At 74.4% G+C, this 16,564-nt stretch carries 14 protein-coding genes; 4 read left to right on the top strand and 10 right to left on the bottom strand.

Annotation, left to right across the window (positions count from 1 at the left end; all coding sequences use genetic code 11):
* Window positions 1–12 precede the first annotated feature (12 nt).
* The 7 genes from ABZZ38_RS09510 to ABZZ38_RS09480 form a co-directional block, all read right to left on the bottom strand.
* On the bottom strand, window positions 13–2,781 hold the full coding sequence (locus ABZZ38_RS09510) for a SpoIIE family protein phosphatase (protein ID WP_356737470.1): 2,769 nt from the start codon (window positions 2,779–2,781) through the stop codon (window positions 13–15).
* Between the two features lie 151 nt (window positions 2,782–2,932).
* Window positions 2,933–3,562: an alpha-ketoglutarate-dependent dioxygenase AlkB gene (locus ABZZ38_RS09505; protein WP_356737468.1), complete on the bottom strand. Its 630-nt coding sequence runs from the start codon at window positions 3,560–3,562 to the stop codon at window positions 2,933–2,935.
* A gap of 45 nt (window positions 3,563–3,607) precedes the next feature.
* The gene (locus ABZZ38_RS09500) at window positions 3,608–4,663 is read right to left on the bottom strand and encodes a serine hydrolase domain-containing protein (RefSeq protein WP_356737466.1); all 1,056 of its coding nucleotides are present in this window, start codon (window positions 4,661–4,663) and stop codon (window positions 3,608–3,610) included.
* Window positions 4,660–5,574 carry a hypothetical protein gene (locus ABZZ38_RS09495; RefSeq protein WP_356737464.1) on the bottom strand — a complete coding sequence of 305 codons (915 nt, stop codon included), beginning with the start codon at window positions 5,572–5,574 and terminating at the stop codon, window positions 4,660–4,662. Before ABZZ38_RS09495 ends, ABZZ38_RS09500 begins: the two co-directional genes overlap by 4 nt.
* Window positions 5,571–6,506 carry a hypothetical protein gene (locus tag ABZZ38_RS09490; protein ID WP_356737462.1) on the bottom strand — a complete coding sequence of 312 codons (936 nt, stop codon included), beginning with the start codon at window positions 6,504–6,506 and terminating at the stop codon, window positions 5,571–5,573. Before ABZZ38_RS09490 ends, ABZZ38_RS09495 begins: the two co-directional genes overlap by 4 nt.
* Entirely contained in the window at window positions 6,506–7,174 is a 669-nt protein-coding gene (locus tag ABZZ38_RS09485; RefSeq protein WP_356737460.1) for a hypothetical protein, read from the bottom strand. Before ABZZ38_RS09485 ends, ABZZ38_RS09490 begins: the two co-directional genes overlap by 1 nt.
* 11 nt (window positions 7,175–7,185) lie before the next feature.
* Window positions 7,186–7,371: a hypothetical protein gene (locus tag ABZZ38_RS09480; protein WP_356737597.1), complete on the bottom strand. Its 186-nt coding sequence runs from the start codon at window positions 7,369–7,371 to the stop codon at window positions 7,186–7,188.
* Window positions 7,372–7,643: 272 nt separating this feature from the next.
* Here ABZZ38_RS09480 and ABZZ38_RS09475 point away from each other — a divergent pair, with 272 nt between their 5' ends.
* A complete protein-coding gene (locus ABZZ38_RS09475; protein WP_356737458.1) occupies window positions 7,644–8,867 on the top strand; it encodes a hypothetical protein in 1,224 nt (407 codons plus the stop codon).
* Window positions 8,868–9,226: 359 nt separating this feature from the next.
* On the opposite strand, the gene ABZZ38_RS09470 is transcribed toward ABZZ38_RS09475, so the two are convergent.
* Both ABZZ38_RS09470 and ABZZ38_RS09465 read right to left on the bottom strand, forming a co-directional pair.
* Window positions 9,227–10,294 (bottom strand): polyprenyl synthetase family protein, encoded by a 1,068-nt coding sequence (locus ABZZ38_RS09470; RefSeq protein ID WP_356737456.1) that lies wholly within the window; start codon window positions 10,292–10,294, stop codon window positions 9,227–9,229.
* Window positions 10,291–11,337: a tetratricopeptide repeat protein gene (locus ABZZ38_RS09465; protein WP_356737454.1), complete on the bottom strand. Its 1,047-nt coding sequence runs from the start codon at window positions 11,335–11,337 to the stop codon at window positions 10,291–10,293. Before ABZZ38_RS09465 ends, ABZZ38_RS09470 begins: the two co-directional genes overlap by 4 nt.
* A 200-nt stretch (window positions 11,338–11,537) precedes the next feature.
* Between ABZZ38_RS09465 and ABZZ38_RS09460 the strand changes: the two genes are divergently transcribed.
* Both ABZZ38_RS09460 and ABZZ38_RS09455 read left to right on the top strand, forming a co-directional pair.
* Entirely contained in the window at window positions 11,538–12,860 is a 1,323-nt protein-coding gene (locus ABZZ38_RS09460) for an MFS transporter (protein ID WP_356737452.1), read from the top strand.
* Between the two features lie 16 nt (window positions 12,861–12,876).
* A complete protein-coding gene (locus ABZZ38_RS09455; protein WP_356737450.1) occupies window positions 12,877–14,052 on the top strand; it encodes an anhydro-N-acetylmuramic acid kinase in 1,176 nt (391 codons plus the stop codon).
* Window positions 14,053–14,204: 152 nt separating this feature from the next.
* Here ABZZ38_RS09455 and ABZZ38_RS09450 read toward each other — a convergent pair whose 3' ends face one another.
* The gene (locus ABZZ38_RS09450) at window positions 14,205–15,290 is read right to left on the bottom strand and encodes a S1 family peptidase (protein WP_356737448.1); all 1,086 of its coding nucleotides are present in this window, start codon (window positions 15,288–15,290) and stop codon (window positions 14,205–14,207) included.
* A 240-nt stretch (window positions 15,291–15,530) separates the two neighbouring features.
* Here ABZZ38_RS09450 and ABZZ38_RS09445 point away from each other — a divergent pair, with 240 nt between their 5' ends.
* The gene (locus ABZZ38_RS09445) at window positions 15,531–16,235 is read left to right on the top strand and encodes an ester cyclase (protein ID WP_356737446.1); all 705 of its coding nucleotides are present in this window, start codon (window positions 15,531–15,533) and stop codon (window positions 16,233–16,235) included.
* Window positions 16,236–16,564: the final 329 nt, after the last annotated feature.

Raw genomic sequence — 16,564 nt, 5'->3', positions numbered from 1 at the left:
GTCGCCGCATCGTCACAGCGGGTCGGCGTCCAGGATGTCGAGGAACAGCGCTCCGTCGGCTTCCGCCGTCCGCCGTGACGGGTCGGGGGGCGGTTGCTCCGCCCAGATCACCTTGCCCTGGGAGGTGTAGCGGGTGCCCCAGCGTTCGGCGAGCTGGGCGACGAGGAAGAGGCCGCGACCGCCCTCGTCGGTGGTGGCGGCGTACCGCAGGTGCGGGGAGGTGCTGCTGTTGTCGGCGACCTCGCAGGTCAGGCCGCGGTCGTGGAGGAGGCGTACGCGGACCGGCGGGGCGCCGTAGCGGATGGCGTTGGTGATGAGCTCGCTGAGGATCAGCTCGGTGGCGAACGCGAGGTCGGTCAGGCCCCAGTCGTCGAGCTGCCGGACGGCGGCGGCGCGGATCCCCGCGACGGCTCCCGGGTGGAAGGGGACGTCCCAGTCGGCGACGCGGTCGGGGCCCAGCGCGCGCGTGCGGGCGATGAGCAGGGCCACGTCGTCCTTGGGGTGGGCGGGCAGCAGCGCGTCGCACACCGCCCGGCAGCTGTCGTCGGGGGTCCGGTCGGGCACCGACAGGGCCTGGCGGAGCAGTTCCAGGCCGACGTCGATGTCGCGGGTGCGGTCCTCGATGAGTCCGTCGGTGTAGAAGACGAGCTGGCTCCCTTCGGCGAGTTCGAGCTCGGCCGTCTCGAACGGTATGCCGCCGAGCCCCAGCGGCGGCCCGGCCGGGAGGTCGGGGAACTCCACGCGGCCGTCGGTGTGGACCAGGGCGGGCAGCGGGTGTCCGGCGCGGGCCATGACGCAGCGCCGCGAGACGGGGTCGTAGACCGCGTACAGGCAGGTGGCTCCGGTCATCCCGGCGTCCGCGGGGCCGCCCGGGGAGGGGTGGCCGGCCGGGTCGGTCTCGTCCTGGTCGATGCGGCCGACCAGGTCGTCGAGGCGGCCGAGGAGCTCGTCGGGCGGCAGGTCGAGGGTGGAGAAGTTGTGGACGGCGGTGCGCAGCCGGCCCATCGTTGCGGCGGCGTGGAGCCCGTGTCCGACGACGTCCCCGACGACCAGGGCGACGCGGCTGCCGGGCAGGGGGATGACGTCGAACCAGTCGCCGCCGACGCCGGACTGGGCGGGCAGGTAGCGGTGGGCCACGTCGAGCGCGCTCTGCTCGGGCAGGGCGCGCGGCAGCAGGCTGCGCTGGAGGGTGACCGCCATGGCGTGTTCGCGGGTGTAGCGGCGGGCGTTGTCGATGCAGACGGCGGCGCGGGTGACCAGCTCCTCGGCGAGGGCGAGGTCCTCGTCCTCGAATGGTTCGGGCTTCTCCGAGCGCCAGAAGTTCGCCACGCCCAGCACCACTCCCCTGGCCTTGAGGGGTACCGCGATGAGCGAGTGGATGCCGTACGCGACGATCCGGCCGGCCCTCTCCGGGTCCTGGGCCTGCCAGCCCGGCGCCCGGGACAGGTCGGGTACGAGTTCGGCCCGGCCGCTGCCGTAGCCGCGGGCCTGGGGGGTGGACGGCAGGAAGCCGATCATCCTGCCGCGCGGGTAGAGCGGGTGGTCGTCGCGGATGCCGGTGACGGCGGTGCGGCGCATGTCGGCGCTGGTGCCGGTGGGCTCCTCACCGTGCAGTACGGCGTCGGCCAGGTCGACGGTGACGAAGTCGGCGAAGCGCGGGACGGCGACCTCGGCGAGTTCCTGGGCGGTGCGCTCCACGTCGAGGGTGGTGCCGATGCCGACGCCGGCGTCGTAGAGCAGGTTGAGCCGTTTGCGGGCGCCTTCGGCGCGGCCGGTGAGGGCGCGCAGCTCGGTGGTGTCCCGGATGGTGGCGACGGTGCCGGCGGGGCCGCCGTCGCGGTCGGTTGACCGCTGGTTGACGGCGAGCAGCCGGTCGGCGGCGAGGACGACCTCGTCGGTGGCGACCCGGCCGGAGCGGAGGAGCTCGGCGATGCCGGGGTCGAGGGCGGGCAGGTCGTCGATGTGCCTGCCCTCGGCGTCGGACGGCAGCTGGAGCAGCCGCTCGGCCTCGTCGTTGGCGAGGAGGAGGCGCCGGTCTCCGCCGACGATGACCACGCCTTCGCGGACGGAGTGGAGGACGGCGTCGTGGTGTTCGTACACGCGGGTCATCTCGGCGGGGCCGAGGCCGTGGGTCTGGCGCCGCAGGCGTCGGGCCACCAGGGCCGTTCCGGCGGTGGCGAGGCCCAGTCCGGCCGCGCTGGTGGCGAGGATGACGGGGAGCTGGCGGTTGACCACGCCGGTGACGTTCTTCACCTGGAGTCCGGCGGAGACGAGGCCGATGACCCGCCCGTCGGCGGCGCGGACGGGGACGATGGCCTGCACTTCGTCGCCGAGGGGGCCGTTGACGTGCTCGGTGTGGACGCGCCCGGCCAGGGAGGGCTCTATGGTGCCGACGAATCGGCCCCCGATCCGCTCGGGCCGGGGGTGCGTGTAGCGGATGCCGCGGGTGTCCATGATGACGACGAAGTCGACGCCGGCGCGTTCGCGGGCGGCTTCGGTGAGGGGCTGGAGGACGGCGGAGGGGTCCGGGGACGCCAGCGCCTCCCGGATGCCGGGGGCGTGGGCGAAGGACTCCGCGACCGCGACGGACCGGTTGCGCGCCTCGCGGTCGTTGTCGCTCCTCGACTGGAGCACCAGGGCGAGGACGGCGCCCAGGACCAGCAGCACGACGAGCGCCACCTGCAGGACGAAGACCTGTCCCGCGACACTCCTCGGGAGCCGTTCGGCCAGTGACCGAACCGACACACCGCGGAATCGGCCGAGAAGGTTGACCACGCTCATTTCTAACACCGCTTGGCCCGGGGGGACCATGTGTGACCTATGGTCACAGACCGACCACAGGCGAGCGGGCCCCTTCCCGCCCCGGTGGACCGCCGGCGCGTTCGCGGGGCCGGCCGAGTCGTGCGGGCGGGGGCGGGCGGCGGGAGCGGGGTCAGCCCACGCCCCGCGGCCGGAACTGGATGCTGATGCGGGGCCCGGCGCCCCGCGCGGTCTTCGGGACGGCGTGTTCCCACGTGCGCTGGCAGGAGCCGCCCATCACGACGAGGTCGCCGTGCCCGAGCGGCAGCCGCAGCGGGGCGGCCCCGCCACCCCGGGGGCGCAGCGCCAGGTCGCGCGGTTCGCCGACCGAGAGGATGGCCACCATGGTGTCCTGCCGCGAGCCCCGGCCGACGCGGTCACCGTGCCAGGCGACGCTGTCGCGGCCGTCGCGGTAGTAGCAGAGCCCGGCCGTGGTGAACGGTTCGCCCAGTTCGGCGCCGTAGTGCGCGGACAGGGCGCTGCGGGCCTCGTCGAGCACGGGGTGGGGGAGGGCGTCGCGCTCGCCGTAGAAGGCCAGCAGGCGCGGCACGGCCACCTCGTGGTCGTACATCCGGCGGCGCTCGGCCCGCCAGGGTACGGAGGCGGACAGCTCCTCGAAGAGGGCGTCCGCGCCACTCAGCCATCCGGGGAGCAGGTCGATCCACGCCCCGTCCCCCAGGACGGTCCGCCGGACGCCGCTCAGCGGACCGAGACGGATGTCGTCGGTCTGGTCGAAGAGCGATCCCTGGAGGTGGTGTGTCATGCCTTCCAGCCTAGCCACGAACCGAACACCTGACCTATTACGCGATCACCACTCGCTCAGCAGCTCGTAGGCCGTCGGGATCAGCGTGTCCTCGCCGCGGTAGCGGCGGGTGGAGACCGCCGCCAGGGCCGTACCGGTGTCGGGGCGGAACCCGAGGAAGACCTGCTGGCCGGAGGTGGCCCCGAGATGGAAGTACATGGGCCCGTGCTCGGTCGCGTCCTGGAACCAGGTCAGCGTGTGCACCTGCCCCCGCCCCCGTCCGCGCCGCAGCACCGGGCGGCGCACCTCCCGCAGCGCGTCCGCGAGCGGGGAGGTCTCGGGGCGCAGATGGGCCTCCAGGAAGGTGAGCAGGTCGTCCGGGGTGGCCCGCACCGCTCCGGCCGCCGCGAAGCCGCCGATCCGCAGGGCGGGCGTCGGCCGCACGCCGTCGGCCCGGTGGCCGGTGGCGTCGGCGTGCGGTCCGCCGGGGGCCAGGGCGGTGCCGGTCAGCCCCAGTGGGTCCAGCACGTGCGTGGTGAGCAGCCGCTCCCAGGGGGTCGCGGTGGCGGCGGCGAGGGCGTGCCCGAGGACGGCGGCGCCGAAGTTGGAGTAGCGCCAGCGGGTGCCGGGGCGGTGGCGGGGGCGGCTGCGCAGGAAGGCGCGGACGACCCGCTCGGCCGAATAGGGGGCGTAGGGGTTGGTGCTCCGGTGGGGCAGGGCCCGGAGGTGGAAGTCCCGGGGCAGCGGGGGCAGCCCGGAGGTGTGGGTGATCAGGTGCGTCAGCGTGATGCCGGCGGGCCCGCGCCGGCGGCCGGGGTCCAGGTACGTCACGGCCTCGTCGTTGCCGGACAGCGCGCCGGTGCCGGTCAGCCGCGCCAGCAGCAGCCCCGTGTACGTCTTGGTGACCGACCCGATCTCGTACCGCGCCCGGTCGCGCGGGAGCGCCGGGGGTGGCGCGGTGCCGCCGCAGCGGACGGCGCGGCGGCCGTCGCACGAGAGGGCGAAGACGACGTCGGGGGCGTCCACGGCTCCTACGGCGGCGTCGAGCCGCGCCCGTACGGCCGTCCCGTCGTCGTACGACCCCGGGGCGGGCGCCGGGGCCGGGCGCGGCCGGGCGGTCATGCGCGGGCCGGCCCGGACAGGGCGCGGGACATCGCCAGGATGGAGGCGAAGGCGGCGACCAGCGTGGAGTGGTACACGACGTCGAAGACCTCGTCCGGATCGCCCTCGGGCATGTCGAGGAAGGCGGGCATGGCTCCGTCGGGCTGCTGCGCCGCGGCGAAGCCTTCCCAGGCGGCCGCGTCGAGGGTGGGGCCGGGCAGGCAGGCGTCGACGACGAGCAGTTCGCCGAGCAGGTCCCAGCGCCGCAGGTCCAGCCAGTCGTCCAGCCAGACCGGCAGCCAGGTGGCGAGGTGGTCGGCCAGGTGCGGCGGCAGGCCGCCGGGGTTCTCGCCCCAGTCGGTGAGGTGGAAGACCACGTGGGTGATGTCGTACCCGATGTGCGTGTCGACGGTCCACGGCTCGGGCATGCGGCCCAGCCAGGTACGGGCGAGCGCCTCGCCCTCCGGCATGCTGGGCTCCAGCCCGAACCGGCGTTCGTACGCGCAGAGCGCGAGGCGGCGGACGGGCGTCACTTCGAGGGCCTTCCAGCTGCCGAGCCGGTGGTTGAGCCGAGCCCAGCGCTCCATGTCCGGGTTGCGGTAACCGAGTTCGCGGAACGGGACGTACACCTCGAAAGGGATGGGGGAGATCGGCTCGGTCCGCTGACCGCGCACCAGCATCCGGCCGCCGTCCAGCGCTTCGCGCCAGGCGTGGTCGAGCAGCCGGCGCGCGAGGTCGGTCTGCCGGGAGCCGGACACGCCCTCGCGGAACAGCACCTTGCAGATGACGCCCAGTTCGCCGATCGGTTTGAACCGCTCCAGGAAACCGATCTCGGGGTCGACGTCCGGCTCCAGCCGGAACCCGTCCCGGTGGGCGTACAACCACTCCAGGGCCCCCGCGCCGACGCCGTGGATCAGCTGGAGACCGGTCATGTCCACTCCTCCGCCGGGGTCGCGGCGCTCTCGGTGCGCGCGGTGGTCAGGGCCGCCGCGAAGGCCAGCATCAGCGTGGAGTGGTAGCAGTGGAGGAAATCGCGCGGCCCGGCCTGCCCGCCGTGCCCTCCCCCCACCTCCGGGAGGGCACCGGAGGCGTCCTGCGCGCCCGCCACACGGCTCCACGCCGTCTCGGTCACCGCCTTCGCCGGGGGTCGCGGGAGACTGGCCGCGATCGCGAGGAGTTCACAGCCGAGGTCCCACTGCTCGTCCTCCAGGCACGTGTCCACCCAGGGCGGCAGCCACGTTTCCAGGTAGTCCGCAAGCCAGGGCGGTACACCGTGAACGGCGCGGCCCCAGTCGGTGAGGTGGAAGACGACATGGGTGGCGGTGTAACCGGCCGTGCGTTCGAAGGTCCACGGTTCGGGCAGGGACCCGAGCCACGTGCGGCCCAGTACCGTGCCGGCCTCCTCGTGGGCGGGAAGGCCGCTGCGCCCCTCGGAGTTGATCACCGCGAGCAGCCGGTTCGGCAGTGCCTCGATCATGCGCCAGCCCCTGGTGCGCAGGAGGGACGAGGCGTACTCCTCATACCCCTGGTGCCGCAGGCCGCCGGAGGCGAAGGCGGCGTAGATCTCCAAGGGGTAGGTGGCCCACGGTTCGAGGCGCTGGAGTTCGAGCAGCAGCGCGCCGTCTTCGGTCTGGCGCCAGGCGAAGTCCAGCAGGTCGGAGGCGAGGCGGTGGAGCGGGGCGCCGGGGAGGGTGGACCTGCCGACGCAGACGCACACCTGGGCGAGTTCGCCGAGCGGCTTCCAGGTGAGGCCGGCGTTGGTGCCGGGATCGAGCGCGTCGTCGTCGAGGCGGAAGCCGTCCCGGTGGTCGGACACCCAGCGCAGGGCCGCCTCACCCATCCGGGGGACGTCGACGGCCGCCATCACACCGGCGCCCCTGCGCGCAGCAGCCGGGCGGCGTGCAGATGGAGGGCGACGCGGGGGTCGGTGCCGCCCATGAGCGACACGAACTCCAGCCCCGCGTCCAGGCCGAGCGTCTCGGGCACGCCGTCGATGACGGTCAGCCAGCGCCCCGCCCCGGCCGCCTGGAGCCAGTCGCGGCGGCGTACGGCGCGGACGAAGCCGCGGGCGACGTCCACCGGCCGGCGGGTGGCGGCGCGGGTGACCGCGCTGTCGGCGTCGGGCACCGCGAGGGCGGCCAGGACCGCGAGTTGATGGGTGAGAACCTGCCAGGGCGCCAGGTCCAGCCAGGCCGTGCCCGGTTCGGCACCGGCCGACCCGAGGGCCCGCCGCATCGCCCAGTGGGTCCAGAGGGAGGTGGGTGAGGCGCTGTCAGCGGGTGGGAACGCGCGGACCGCCCGTTCGAGGACCGCGAGGTCGTCGGGGGCGGGAGGGCGACGGAGCGCGACGCTCGGCAACAGGGTGTCGGCACCCAGGACTCGGACGGCGGCGAGGCGGAACCCTCCGTCCCCGTCGGCCGCCGCGCCGGAGAGCACACCGAAGTGGTCTCCGCTGCTGAGCGCGGAGACCACCTGCGATGCGAGCTCCTGCACTGCGCCCGTCAAACGGGTGGAAGTGTCAGGCTGCTCCATTCAGCCCCTCCTCAACCCTTCTTCGGGCGGGGCGTCGGAGGTGACAGCAGAGCGGAGCCGGCACCTGCCTGCAGCGCCAGGATTCCGCATTCGCGCGTGTCTCGGTAGAAGCCCTCCGCTTCTGACGGGTCGAGTGCCGATTCGATGTCGATGTCCAGCACCGTCCGGTCCTGAACCGCTGTCTCGATCGCTGACATGCCACCATCCCCAATCACGGGAGGAATCTGCTTGCCCTTCCAGTGGAACGCACACCGGCATTCGGTGCAAATCCGGTGAAATGGCAACCACTTCATCAGGTCTTCAACCAACGGCGCGGCTCCTTCCCCTCGCTGCCCCCCGCGCCCGCTCAATTGCTCCCCGCGCCCCCTCTTCTGCCTCTCCCGGATGGCGCAATGGGCCGGAATGCCCCTTAGATGAGGCAACGACACGGTGTGTGCCTCACCGAACGTTCGGCGAATGGAGCCGCGCCATGAGCACCGATCACCCGACAACTCCCCCCACCCCTCCCCCGCCTCCCGTGCCCCCGCTGCCGTCCGTGCCCCCCACGACGGGCCACGACGGCCTGCGGGACCCCGCGGGCCCGGCGGAGCACGTCCCGCCGGTCGCGCCGGTCGCACCTGCGGCGGCTGCGGCGGGCGGGCCCGGCCCCGGGCAGCCCGTCGCGGCGGACCGGGTCCGGGTCGACGCCGCACGTCCGGATGCGGTCCACACGGACGGCGTACGTCCGGAAGCCGTACGCGCGGACGCCGGTGACGCGCGCCCGGGCCTGCAGGACCAGGCCGAGGAGCCCCCGCAGACGGCTGACGAGCCCATACGCACCCTGCTCTGGACGGCGGCCACCTACCGGCCGCTGGAAGAGGTCGCCGCGCTGGTCAGCCTGCTGAAGGGGACCACGGAGGTGCCCAACCCCGGTGACGAGGCGCTGCGCGCCGCCGCCGTGGCCAGACCCCTGGAGGAGGTCCGGCAGCTGGTCACCATGCTGGGGGAACCTCCGCACAACTTGGACGAGGCCGACACGACGCTGCGCGCCGCGGCCGTCGGCAGGCCCATCGAGGACGTCGCCCAACTGGTGAACATCCTCGGGACGGACGACGGCGAGGGCTGGCCCCTGCACGGCAAGGCAGCCCGCGACACCACCCGCCGGCAGGACACTACGGACGGGGCGGCCACCGCCGCGGACGAGACGAAGTCCGGTAACGGCACAGGGCGGTTCCTCCCCGGCCTCACGCCCGCCGCCCTGACGCCGCCCGCCGCGCCACGCGACGCCGCGTCACGCGGGGCGAGGACGGTCTCCCCCGTCCTCCGCTCGGTGCTGCGCTGGCCCACCGCGATCGTGCTGCTCGTCTGCGGTCTGGTCCACCTGCCGATGAACCTCGCCGGCCTGCGCTCGGGCGGCTACGCCGACATCCTCGCCGTCGCCGTCACCGCGCTGTGCCTCTCGCTGTGCGTCTGGGTGGCCATGCGGGACACCGCACGGGTCTGGGCGGCCGGCGCCGCGACCGCGGTCGGCGTCGTCGCGCTGCACGCGATGGCGGGCGTCGGCGGCCTGAACGTCCTGGACCGCAGCCTGGGCGGGTCCTACGCCTGGGCGAGCACCGCCGCGGTGATGTGCGGCGCGCTCGCCGCGCTGCTCGCCGGCTCGGCCCTGTTGCGCCGGCCGCGACCGGCCGACGCCACCACCGGCGGTGGCTGACCGCCACGCGACGCCACAACCGTCCGGGGCGACCGGCGCCGGGGCGACCGCGCCGGGGCCGGCCACAGCCACGAGGCCGGACGGCAGGCCGGACCGTGGAACCGGACCGAGGCCGGGACCGCGTGGCCGGGCTCCAAGAACCTCCCGCAAGCCCGCAAGCACGGACCGCGAGAACCGACCGGCGCGGCGCCCCCCCGAAAGGGCGGCCCAGGGCGGGATCCCACCGCCCACCGCCGGGACAACCGGCGAGGCGCAACACGCGAACCCACCGCCGGGGCAACCGGCGCGGGACCGGACGGCGGCGGCCCACCCACCGCGCGCCGGGTCCGGGCGAGCACCGTCGGGGGCCGGCCGCCGGGTCAGCCGAGGCGTCCGGTGACGAACGGCAGCAGCGTCAGCAGCTCCGCGAGCGGTCCCGGCGCCAGCGGGACGCTGTGCAGGGCCTCCCGGGCCAGGTCCAGGCGGCGCCGCGCCTCGGCCAGCGCCGACTCCCGGCCGCCGGCCTCCGCGACCAGTCCGGCCGCCCGCCGGATCACCGCGTCACCGGCCGCCCCGGGCGGTCGCACCGCCGTGAGCAGCTCGGCGAGCCGGGCGGACGCGGGGGTGCCCGCCGTCAGCGCGGCGAGCACCGGCAGCGTCTTCTTGCCGCGGCGCAGGTCACCGTGGACCGGCTTGCCCGTGACGGCGGGGTCGCCCCACAGCCCCAGCACGTCGTCCACGGCCTGGAAGGCCACCCCGAGCTCCCGTCCCGCCGTGGACAGCGCGTGCACCGTCCCCTCGGGCGCTCCGGCCAGCAGCGCGCCGAGCGCCGCCGCGCAGCCGAGCAGGGCCCCGGTCTTGTGTTCGGCCATCCGCAGGTAGGCGTGGACGTCCACCGCCTCGGGCCCGGTCCACGGGCGGCTCTCCGAGGCGAGGTCCTCGGACTGGCCGTCGACGACGTCACGCAGATCCCGGGAGAGCCGGCGCACGGCCGCCGCGCCGTGCGGTCCCGGCGCGGTGGCGAGGACTTCGAAGGCGAGCGCGAACAGCGCGTCCCCGGCCAGCACGGCCGGGCCCGTGCCGTACGCCTTCCACACGGCGGGCCGCTCTCTGCGCGTCTCGTCGCCGTCCATGATGTCGTCGTGCAGGAGCGAGAAGGTGTGGACGAGCTCGACGGCGACCGCCCCGTCCACGGCGATCCCGCCGGGCGCCCCGGCCGCCTCCGCGCACAGGACGGCGAGCGCCTGCCGCAGTCCCTTGCCGGAGGTGCCGGTGCGGGGCGCGCCGCCGATGTCGCACCAGCCGAAGGCGTACCCGGCCATCTCGGCGGGCCACGGGTGGAGCCGGGTGATCCGTTCGCGCAGGGCGGGCTCGACCAGGGCGCGGCAGCGGGCGAGGGTGTCCGCCGGGGAGCGCGGCGACACGGTGGTGGACGCGGGGAGGGTCATCGCGCGGCCACCGGGGCGGCGTCCAGGCCGAGTTCGGCGTGTGCCCTGTCCACCATGTCGCGGGCGTGGTGGAGCCCCAGGCGGTCCAGCGTGAGGCGCAGTTCGGCGAGTTCGGCGGTCGTGTGCGCCGGGTCGGCGCCGAGGCGGGCGCGGGCCTTGACGGCGCCGAGACGGGAGAGGGCCTCACCGCGCGGTTCGGCCATCTCGCGGAAGGCGGTCAGACAGCGGTCGTACGTCTCCGCGGCCTCCGCGTACCGTCCGGCGCGGTAGAGCACGTTGGCGCGCATCTTCCGGTTGTAGGCGAGCGCGCTGGTGAGGTTCATCGTGCGGCAGGCCGTCTCGGCCCGGGAGAGGAGGGCGAGGGCGCGCTCGGGGTCGTTGTCGCGTACGGAGACGATGTCGGCGAGCCCGCGCAGGGCCCAGGCGTGGCCCCGCCGGTCGTCGGCCCGCTCGGCGATGTCCGCGGCTTCCTCGAACATGGCGTAGGCGGTGTCGTAGCGGCCGGTGTTGCGGTGGATCTGGGCGATGCCTTCGAGGGCCCAGACGGTGTGGCGGGCCTCGCCGCGGCGGCGGGCCTCGGCGAGCAGTTCGTCGTGGAGGGCTTCGACGGCCGCGTAGTCGCCCTGTATGCGGCCGGTTTCGGCCAGTCCGGCGAGCGAGTAGCCGTGGGCGACGACGTCGCCCGCGCGTTTGCCGGTGTCGGCCGCGTACCGCAGGAGCCGGAAGGCGAGGCGCAGCGCGCCGCGCTGCCGGGCGAGGGTGCCGCCGCTCCACAGGGCCCACGCCATGGCGGAGGAGTCCCCGGCGGAACGGGCCGTGCGGTAGGCGGCCTTCCAGGCCCGGTCGGCGGCTCCGACGTCGCCGAGCCTGCGGTGCGCCTCGGCGACCGCGAGGGCGGCGCGGGCGGTCTCGCCGGCGTCGCCGGCGCGCTGTGCTCTGGTCAGTTGCTCGGTGGCCGCCGCGAGGACGTCGGTGAGGGAGGAGTTGACGGACAGGGCGCTGAGGGCGCCCTGGTATTCGGGCGCGAGTGCCTTGCTGAACATGGCTGTGCTCTCTTCGTACGGGTGGTCTCTTCCAGCTGGCCGCGCGCGCTTCGCAGAACAAGAGGACCACCCGAGACCAGAGGTTCCACTTTCCGTGATCTTTTGACGGGGCGGGTCGTGGCCGGCCGGACCGGCCGGTCCGCCACGCCACGCGCGGACGTTGTTGACAGCGGTCCGCCGCGATGATGTAACGAACTCTCATGGAGAGCCGGCGCACGCCCGTCCCCGCCCCCGACCGGGCCGCTTCCGGTACGCCCGCGGCGCCACCGGGCTCGCGCGGAGCACTGGTGGCCGGCTCGGTGGGCAACTTCATCGAGTGGTACGAGTTCGGCGTCTACGGCTACTTCGCCACGATCATCGCCGCCCGCTTCTTCACCCCCGAGGGCGGCAGCGAGGTCGAGGCCCTGGTCAAGACGTACGCGTCCTTCGCCCTGGCCTTCTTCTTCCGGCCGGTGGGCGCGGTGCTCTTCGGCCGGATGGGTGACCGCGTCGGCCGGCGGCCCGCACTGATCCTCGTCGTCCTGCTGATGACCGGGGCCACCACGCTGATCGGTCTGCTGCCGACGTACGCGACGCTGGGCGCGGCGGCGCCCTGGCTGCTGACCGGGCTGCGTGTCGTCCAAGGGCTGTCGGCGGGCGGCGAGTTCGGGGGTGCCGTCTCGGTCATGACGGAGTTCGCCCCGCCGGGCAGGCGCGGCCTGTACGGGGCGTGGCAGTCGTTCACCGTGGCGCTGGGCCTGCTCGGCGGCGCGGGCATGGCCGCCCTGCCGGCGACCGTGCTGACCGGCGCGCAGCTGCACGCGTGGGGCTGGCGGCTGCCGTTCCTGCTGGCGCTGCCCATGGGGCTGGCCGCCCTCCGGCTGCGGCTGCGACTGGAGGAGACCCCGTCGTTCCGGCGCGAGCGGCCCGCGGTGGCGGCTCCCCCGGGCGAGGTGGCCAAGGCGATCACGCTGGGCGCCGGCCGCCTCATGGGCTGGTCGGCGGCGGGCTACACGTTCCTCGTCGTCCTGCCGTCGTATCTCCAGAGCGCGCTGAACGCCACCTTCCAGCAGGCGTTGGTGGCCACCGTCCTCGCCAACCTGGGCTTCGCCGCGGCCATCCTCCCGGCGGGCGCGCTCAGCGACCGGATCGGCAGGCGGGCGGTGATGACGGCCGGCGCGGTCCTGGCCGTCCTGCTCGCGTTCCCGCTGCTGAGGCTGTTGCGGGACCCCGGTGTCTCCACGACCGCCCAGGGCCTGGCGGTGTGCGCGGCGGGCGCGGTGGTCGGCCTGATGGCGGGCCCGGGGCCGGCGATGCTCGCGGAGATGTTCCCCACCCGGGTCCGCCACACCGGCCTCGGACTGGCGTACGCGCTGTCCAACGCCGTCTTCTCCGGCTGCGCGGGCCTCATCATCACCGAGACGGTCAAGCGGACGGGAAACCTCGACATCCCCGCGTACTACGTGGCCGTGACCTGCGCGGTGAGCGCGCTCGCCCTGGCCACCCTGCGCGGCGACGACCACCACCGCGCGCTGCGCGACTGAAGGGGCCGGGGTGCGCATGCGGGTCGTCGGCCTGATGTCGGGCACGTCGTACGACGCGGTGGACGCCGCCGCGGCCGACCTGAGCCTCGACGGGGACAGCCTCGTCCTGCGCCCCCTGGGCATGGTCAGCGCCGGGTACGACGACGAGCTGAAGTCCGCCCTGGCCGCCGCGCTGCCCCCGGCGACGACCACCCTCAAGGAGGTGTGTGCCCTGGACACCCGGATCGGGCGGGCGTTCGCCGCCCTCGCCGTACGGGCCGACCGCGAGGTGTGCGAGAACCGCACCGACCTGGTCGTCTCGCACGGGCAGACCGTCTACCACTGGGTCGAGGACGGCCGGGTGCACGGCACGCTCCAGCTCGGCGAACCGGCCTGGATCGCCGAGGCGACCGGGCGCCCGGTCGTGTCGAACCTGCGCACCCGGGACGTCGCCGCCGGCGGGCAGGGCGCGCCGCTGGTCGGCGTCGTGGACGTGCTGTGGCTGCGCGGGCGCCCCGGCGTGCCCGTCGCCCTGAACCTCGGCGGCATCGCCAACCTGACGGTGGCCGCGGGCGCTGCCGCGCCGGTGGCCTTCGACACCGGGCCCGCCAACGCCCTGATCGACGCCGCCGTGCACCACCTCACGGGTGGCGGCCTCGCCTACGACAAGGGCGGCGCCCTGGCGGCGCGGGGCACGGTCGACGCGGAGCTGCTGCGGCGGCTCCTGGCCGAGCCGTACTACGCGGCGCCGCCGCCCAAGACGACCGGCAAGGAGCTGTTCCACCTGCCGTATCTGCTGGCCGCCCTGGAGGGGCGTGGCGCGTCGCTCGCGGCGGAGGACGTGATCGCCACCGTCACGGAGCTCACCGCCCGTACCGTGGCCGGCGCCGTCCGGTCCGTGGGGGCGACGGAGGTCGTCGTGTCGGGCGGCGGCACGCGCAACCCGACGCTGATGGCCCGTCTGCGCACGGCGCTCGGGGGCGTCCCGCTGCGCGGCTCGGACGAGCTGGGGCTGCCGTCGGCGGCCAAGGAGGCGTACGCCTTCGCGGTTCTCGGTTTCCTGACCGTCCACGGGCTGGCCGGCACGGTGCCGGCGTGCACCGGCGCGCGGCATGCGAGCGTGCTGGGCTCGATCACGCCCGGTCGGCACGGTCTGCGGCTGCCGGAACCCGCGACGACCGCGCCCGTACGTCTGCGCCTCGCGCAGGCGTGACGCACGGGCACGCCCGCCGCGCGCCGTGCCGTGCGGGCCCCGGGCGAGCGGTGCCCGCCCGGGGCCCCGGCCGGGGTGCCGGCAACTGAACCCCGCAAGGGACGCCCGCAGGGCCGCCCGGCCGAAGCGCCCGCGCCCGGCCGGGATGCCCGTCAGGGGATGCGGGCTCCCACCGCGTCCAGCGCGGTCGTCACCGGCTGGAAGAACGTCTCCCCGCCCACGTCGCAGTTCCCGCTGCCGCCCGAGGTGAGACCGATCGCGGCCCCGTCCCGGGTGAACAACGCGCCGCCGCTGTCGCCCGGTTCGGCGCAGACGTTCGTCTGGATGAGCCCGGTGACCGTGCCCTCCGGGTAGTTCACCGTGGCGTTGAGGCCGGTGACCTGGCCGTCGTTCAGGCCGGTGGTGCTGCCCATGCGGAACACCTGCTGCCCGACCGCCGCGTCGGCCGCGCCCCGGATCGGCACCGTCTGTCCGCCCACGTCGACGACGTCCGGGGCGTCCGCGCCGGGGTCGTCGTACGTGACGAGCGCGAAGTCGCCCTCGCCGGGGAAGACGGCCTCCTGGACGGTGCCGAGGGGGGCACCGTCGGCGTCCGTCCACCGGTCCTCCGCGACACCGCAGTGCCCGGCGGTGAGGAAGCCCCGCTGCCCGTCCCGCGTCGTCACGTTGAAACCGAGCGAACAGCGGGCGCCACCGCCGAAGATGGCGTCGCCTCCCTCGGCGAACGTCTTGAACTCGCCCTTCGACTTCTGGATGCGGGCCACGCCGTCGCCGAGCGCCTTGACGGCCGTCTCCAGCCGGTCCCACCGCCCGCCCGTGACCGTGCGGTCCGCGGTGACGAGCACCTGGTTCGTACGGGGGTCGACGGCCCACGCCGTGCCGGGGATGGCCGCCTTGCCGGCCAGGGTGCGGGTGGCGGACGCCAGGTCGGCGGAGCTGTTGCGTACGGGGCGGGGGACCGCGCCGGCCTCGGAGACCTCGACGTTGACGTCGTTGTCGTCGCCCACCACGTTGATGATCAGCTGCTGCTTGTCCGCGTCGTAGTAGGCCCCGCCGTACGCGTCACCGAGCTTCTTGCCCAGCTTCTCGGCGAGTCGCGCGGCGGTGGCGGCGTTGATCTTCTCCGCGACGACCGCCTCGGAGGCGGAGCCCGAGCCGGATCCGGTCTGGGAGGCGTTGGCGTTGGGGAGCAGGATCGCCGCCGCGACGATGCCTGCCGCACCGGCTCCTGCCAGCACTGCTTTTCGCTTGGGTATGCGCCTGTGGGTCAACTCAGTGGCTCCTGCGGGTGGTTCGGACTCCGGATGCCGGCGGCTACCCGGGGGGACGCGTCCGACCCTTCGTACGGATGGCGCGGGGATTGTGTTCAGCCCCGCCGGAGGACCCGGATCCGGTCCCCGCCGCCCACCACCCGAACATATGGCCCATAACGGGCATATTCTGAAGGTGTCCACGCGATCCGAGCGGCAGGAGGGACCATGTCATTCGTCCAGGTCATCGACCTCAGAACGCGCAGGGTGGACGAGCTGCGCGGCTTGATGGACCAGTGGATCCAGGCGACCGAGGGTAAGCGGACGGCCACCCATTCGATCGTCGGGAAGGATCGCTCCGACGACACGCATGTGCTCGAAATCGTGGAATTCCCCTCGTACGAGGAGGCGATGAAGAACTCGAACCTGCCCGAGACCAACCGGATCTTCGAGCAGATGATGGCACTCTGCGACGGCGAGCCCTCATTCACCGACCTGGACGTCGTCCAGGACGAGCAGCTCAACAAGATCGCGGTCAGGCGGTTCGTCGATGAAGTGATCAACCAGGGGAACATCGACGCGGCCGACGCCCTCTGCACCGCCGGCTACCGGGAGCACGACCCCTCCCTGTCGTCGTACGACGTGGACCTGGAGCGCGCCAAGGCCGAGAACCGGGAGATCATCCAGGCCTTCGGCCCGACGTGCACCGTCGAGAGCCTCGTGGCCGAGGGCGACCTGGTCTGTCTGCGGATGTCGTTCAAGGGCCGCCACGTGGGCGAGTACCGGGGACTGGAGGCCACGGGCCGCGAGGTCTCGGGCACGGGTCACGGGACGTTCCGGTGCGAGGAGGGCAAGATCGCCGAGAGCTGGTGGAACTTCGACGACCTCGGCCTCATGCAACAGCTGGGCGTGTTCGAGCCCTACGAGACCTGACTCGGAGCGCACGCGGGAGGCTTCCGGAGGGTGAGTCGACCGCAGCAACCGGGCGGGGCGAAGAAGGTCGCTCCGCCCGGGATCACCTCGATGATCCCCGCGCGCCCCCCTCGGCCCTGACGAAGATCCCCCGGCAGGCCGGCGGCGGGCTGTACGGCTCCCCGGCGGGCACGCGGGCGGGCTGTACGGGTCCCCGGCAGGCATGCGGGCGGGCTGTACGGCTCCCCGGCGGGCCGGTGGCGGCCTGTACGGATGAGCGCGCGCGGCGCCGCGCAGGCCCGCCCGCACGTGAGGCGGGTGCCGTTCGCGGCGAGGGAGTGGCGACGCGC

The sequence above is a fragment of the Streptomyces sp. NPDC006368 genome (genome assembly GCF_040612535.1).
Classification (GTDB): domain Bacteria; phylum Actinomycetota; class Actinomycetes; order Streptomycetales; family Streptomycetaceae; genus Streptomyces.
The sequence above is the reverse complement of the archived record's forward strand: the minus strand, read 5'-3'. Positions and strand labels throughout refer to the sequence as shown.

Bases quoted from the DNA above. Each gene is read 5' to 3' on its own strand.
- ABZZ38_RS09510 (WP_356737470.1), bottom strand. From the start codon at position 2,781: ATGAGCGTGGTCAACCTTCTCGGCCGATTCCGCGGTGTGTCGGTTCGG.
- ABZZ38_RS09505 (WP_356737468.1), bottom strand. From the start codon at position 3,562: ATGACACACCACCTCCAGGGATCGCTCTTCGACCAGACCGACGACATC.
- ABZZ38_RS09500 (WP_356737466.1), bottom strand. From the start codon at position 4,663: ATGACCGCCCGGCCGCGCCCGGCCCCGGCGCCCGCCCCGGGGTCGTAC.
- ABZZ38_RS09495 (WP_356737464.1), bottom strand. From the start codon at position 5,574: ATGACCGGTCTCCAGCTGATCCACGGCGTCGGCGCGGGGGCCCTGGAG.
- ABZZ38_RS09490 (WP_356737462.1), bottom strand. From the start codon at position 6,506: ATGGCGGCCGTCGACGTCCCCCGGATGGGTGAGGCGGCCCTGCGCTGG.
- ABZZ38_RS09485 (WP_356737460.1), bottom strand. From the start codon at position 7,174: ATGGAGCAGCCTGACACTTCCACCCGTTTGACGGGCGCAGTGCAGGAG.
- ABZZ38_RS09480 (WP_356737597.1), bottom strand. From the start codon at position 7,371: ATGTCAGCGATCGAGACAGCGGTTCAGGACCGGACGGTGCTGGACATC.
- ABZZ38_RS09475 (WP_356737458.1), top strand. From the start codon at position 7,644: ATGAGCACCGATCACCCGACAACTCCCCCCACCCCTCCCCCGCCTCCC.
- ABZZ38_RS09470 (WP_356737456.1), bottom strand. From the start codon at position 10,294: ATGACCCTCCCCGCGTCCACCACCGTGTCGCCGCGCTCCCCGGCGGAC.
- ABZZ38_RS09465 (WP_356737454.1), bottom strand. From the start codon at position 11,337: ATGTTCAGCAAGGCACTCGCGCCCGAATACCAGGGCGCCCTCAGCGCC.
- ABZZ38_RS09460 (WP_356737452.1), top strand. From the start codon at position 11,538: ATGGAGAGCCGGCGCACGCCCGTCCCCGCCCCCGACCGGGCCGCTTCC.
- ABZZ38_RS09455 (WP_356737450.1), top strand. From the start codon at position 12,877: ATGCGGGTCGTCGGCCTGATGTCGGGCACGTCGTACGACGCGGTGGAC.
- ABZZ38_RS09445 (WP_356737446.1), top strand. From the start codon at position 15,531: ATGTCATTCGTCCAGGTCATCGACCTCAGAACGCGCAGGGTGGACGAG.